Below are 536 nucleotides of genomic sequence, written 5' to 3'. Positions count from 1 at the left end.
TGTATATTCCTTTACCTCTCTAGGCAAAGGAGGCCTTGGTCCAACTAAGCTCATATCACCTTTTAAAACGTTCCACAACTGTGGTAACTCATCAATACTTGTTTTTCTTATAAAACGACCTATTTTAGTGATTCGTGGATCATTTTTCATTTTAAACATTGCTCCAGCAACCTCATTATGTTGTAAAAGGGAATCAAGTAATTCTTCCGCATTTGAAACCATAGACCTCATTTTATACATGTAAAACTCAGACCCATCCTTACCCACTCTTTTTTGCTTAAAAAAAACGGGACCTTTAGGATCTTCTAACTTAATAGCAATAGCAATAGCAATAAATAACCAAGATAAAAATATTATTCCTAGCAGTGAACCAAGTATATCTATCATCCGCTTAATAATTATATAGATTTTGTTATTTGAAACGATAATAGATTCAGGTACAACTCCGGCTCTCGATACAATGCTATCTTGCTGTAACCGCGCAATACAAATACTCCCTTCTTATATAAAATTTCTTTTGTTTGTCTATGACTTAT

Annotated in this window: 1 protein-coding gene; it reads right to left on the bottom strand. The window is 33.4% G+C overall.

The window, feature by feature from the left end; translation table 11 throughout:
- A partial coding sequence (locus RB298_RS02155) for a sugar transferase (protein WP_486045508.1) occupies positions 1-429 on the bottom strand: 429 nt, incomplete at its 3' end.
- Positions 430-536 lie beyond the last annotated feature (107 nt).

The sequence above is a fragment of the Priestia sp. BR_2 genome (assembly GCF_041954005.1).
Lineage (GTDB): Bacteria > Bacillota > Bacilli > Paenibacillales > Paenibacillaceae > Paenibacillus_AQ > Paenibacillus_AQ lautus_A.
Note: the sequence above shows the minus strand (reverse complement) of the source record. Positions and strands in the feature narration are given on the sequence as shown.